Annotated in this window: 3 protein-coding genes and 1 pseudogene; all 4 read right to left on the bottom strand. The window is 35.7% G+C overall.

The annotated features are described in order from the left end of the window. Positions 1-460: 460 nt before the first annotated feature. Positions 461-1126 carry a DUF2057 domain-containing protein gene (locus tag FTV43_RS14830; RefSeq protein ID WP_004976580.1) on the bottom strand — a complete coding sequence of 222 codons (666 nt, stop codon included), beginning with the start codon at positions 1124-1126 and terminating at the stop codon, positions 461-463. A gap of 201 nt (positions 1127-1327) precedes the next feature. Then, the gene (locus tag FTV43_RS14825; RefSeq protein WP_178319353.1) at positions 1328-1921 is read right to left on the bottom strand and encodes a nitroreductase family protein; all 594 of its coding nucleotides are present in this window, start codon (positions 1919-1921) and stop codon (positions 1328-1330) included. Positions 1922-2186: 265 nt separating this feature from the next. Continuing rightward, entirely contained in the window at positions 2187-2873 is a 687-nt protein-coding gene (locus FTV43_RS14820) for a nitroreductase family protein (protein ID WP_179995783.1), read from the bottom strand. Positions 2874-2938: 65 nt separating this feature from the next. Beyond that, positions 2939-3055, bottom strand: a pseudogene (locus tag FTV43_RS14815) (IS982 family transposase); the annotation flags it as partial.

Below are 3055 nucleotides of genomic sequence, written 5' to 3'. Positions count from 1 at the left end.
CAAACTCTTCAGTTAAAATCATTTTGAAGTTTTAATCTAAACTTCCAAATCTGGCTCATCAATTTCCTGACTTAAATTTCGCTCAAATAAACTTCGAGTAATTTAAACCAATCAATCAATGAAATATATTCGATCAATCAATCAGTAAAAATCCACACAAGTTGTTCTTCATAATCTCTTAATGATTTCCTGTTATTTCGTCAATAACAGCACCAATTCAATCAACACTGCGTTGGTGTGTTGCGTATTCTATACAGTTTTTGAATAGACGCAATATATTTTTTAGTTTTTTTTCAAAAAAAGCACCATCCGCCCAAATTTTAGACGCATTTCATATTTTTATCACACTTTTCTTATAATTTGTTTTTTTTTCGCACGTTACTGGATTGGTTTTTAAATAAATCCTTTTAAGGCGATAACAAAAAACAACCAGCTCAATGGAGCTGGTTGCAAATCAACATTAATTGGCTTGTTCTGCAAGCCATGACATGAATTTTTGTCGCTCTGCTTTAGTGGCTTGTTGCCACAATTGAATCAATTGTTGCTCTTTGCCCTGTGTTTGTTTTGCTGTAGGCAATGTTACTGAGGTGGTTTTCTCAGATGGCAACACTGCTGCCGCGGTATAAACTGCTGCTGGCTGATTGACCGCAGCACTATTTTGAGTGGTATCTACAGTTTTATTAAGCCAACTACCACCTAACCAACCAGTTGAGTTTGCTTTAGCACCTGTTTGTTGTACCAGCAACTGATTCTTTTGATTATATAAACCAACGCTTGGTTGATCTTTGAATTCTTTTGCAGCATCGAAGTCTTTAGGTGGATTTACCAAAGCGAGTCGATAGTTTTCGCCATCTTGAAGAATTGGGGTTTTGAGTGTAATGACGCCTGATTTTAAAATATCGTGCGCACCATTATGATGTTCAAAATATTGTTGATAACGCAAGTTAATGACATTTTCACCCGCATTGACTTTCACTTGCTGTGCAGAACTGAATAAACCTGAACGAATTTGTTGATCATTTACAGCGAGCAACTTAATTTCTTCAGGTACTGCAATAGTTACTGCTGAAAATGCTGAACTACAAGCCATCAATGCAATACTTGCTATGCCTAATTTAAATGCCATATTTCACTCTATATCGTTTATTAAAGTTTGATTGCACTATGCAATGTATAAATGACAGTTTTATGACAATTCATGGGTTTAGGCATTTGCACATGAATAAGGAAGTTTAGGTGATCTCATTGAAACTCCCCAAAAAAAACAAAAAAAGTAGGATGAATCATCATCCTACTTTTTAGTCTGTGCAGTATGTGTTGCTAGAGCTTAGTCAAAGCTTTTGAAACGTGCTGCATCATCCATAAATGTTTTTTCACCAGCAGGTGCTTCAATTGAACCAAACACTAATTGTGCACGTAATTTCCAGTTTGCAGGAATGTCATAAGTTTGCGCAACTTCTTCATCTACGATTGGATTGTAGTGCTGTAATGATGCACCCACATTGATTTCAGATAAAGCTGTCCACGCTGCGAATTGTGCAATCCCTGTCGAATGTTCTGACCATACTGGGAAGTTGTCTGCATATAGCGGGAATTGCTCTTGTAGACCTTTTACAACATCTTGATCTTCAAAAAATAAAGCTGTACCAAAACCTGCAATAAAGCTATTAATTTTTGCTTCAGTGTTTGCAAATGCTTCTGCAGGAACCATTTTATGTAAAGTTTCTAAAACGATGTTCCAAAATTGTGTATGCGATGCACCGTATAAAGTCACAACACGTGAAGTTTGCGAGTTAAATGCAGATGGGCTTAAACGAACTGCTTGTTTGATTGTACTTTCAATAGTTGCCTGATCTACAGAAACATTTTTACCAAGTGCATAGATTGAACGGCGTTTTTCTAATTGATTTAAAAATGACATTTTTAATTCCTCTGCAGAATTTTGTATAAATTAATTGATACAGCGATATTAAGCTTTTTATTCAGCATAAACATTACAAAAAATACAACAGTGTGTTTTATGTATAGAACGATTATAATTATATAAAGTGACAAATGTATGTGACTGCATCTATATACCTCTAATTCTATAGATGCAGTCTATTGCAATATAAATATGCTGCGGTTCGCTCTTTGTAGCACATAATAATAAGCTGATTTGACCAATCTTCATCAAATGCTGTTATTTAAGCATAGACTTTAAATTGATTTTGATAGTGTGCATGACTCCGTTCGGTTACTTCTTCTTCAATTGATCCAAAAACGAGTTGTGAACGTAACAACCATGTATCTGGAATATCAAAATGCTCTGCCACAGCACGGTCTATGTTTGGATTATAATGCTGTAAAGATGCACCCACGCCTGAATCTGCCAGTGCTGTCCACACTGCAAATTGCGCCATGCCTGAAGTTTGCTCCGACCAAATTGGAAATTCTGCAGCATTAAATGGAATTTTCTTTTGCAATTGACGAATCACTTGTTGATCTTCATAGAACAATACCGTGCCAAAACCTGCTGCACATTGTTCGATTTTCATTTTAGTACCTGCAAAAACCAGCTCTGGTACAAACTGACGTTGTACTTCCTGTACTAAATTCCAAAATTTTTTATGTGATTCAGAAAATAAAATAACCACGCGCGTACTTTGTGAATGATGTGCCGATGGACAGCTACGCACAGCTTCCTGAATCAGCTCGGTCATATAAGTTTGGCTAAAATGAACGCGTTTTCCTAAAGCATAAATACTACGGCGCTTTTTCAATTGATCGATGAAAGTCAGTTCATGTGCATCATGGCTAGGCTTTTTTTTAAGCTTAAAGTCTTTCATGATATCTGCTGTAAGCACATGACCAATTTTATTTAACAGTGTCATTTTAACTTCCCCAAAAAATCAATCAAAATCAATCTAATATTTTTTCTTATTGTATATAACCCCAGTTACGGATAAGCCAAAGATTTAATCACATGAATTTTAGGCTTATTCTTTTGGCAAAGTTGATACGCACATAGTGAAGAAAATACGCCTGCTAAAAAACCAGCAATCGAACGATGTTT

The organism is Acinetobacter sp. YH16053, assembly GCF_013417035.1.
In the GTDB taxonomy this organism is placed as follows: Bacteria; Pseudomonadota; Gammaproteobacteria; order Pseudomonadales; family Moraxellaceae; genus Acinetobacter; species Acinetobacter towneri.
Note: the sequence above shows the minus strand (reverse complement) of the source record. Positions and strands in the feature narration are given on the sequence as shown.

Excerpts from the sequence above, each read along its gene's own strand:
- FTV43_RS14830 (WP_004976580.1), bottom strand. The coding sequence starts at position 1,126 with ATGGCATTTAAATTAGGCATAGCAAGTATTGCATTGATGGCTTGTAGT.
- FTV43_RS14825 (WP_178319353.1), bottom strand. The coding sequence starts at position 1,921 with ATGTCATTTTTAAATCAATTAGAAAAACGCCGTTCAATCTATGCACTT.
- FTV43_RS14820 (WP_179995783.1), bottom strand. The coding sequence starts at position 2,873 with ATGACACTGTTAAATAAAATTGGTCATGTGCTTACAGCAGATATCATG.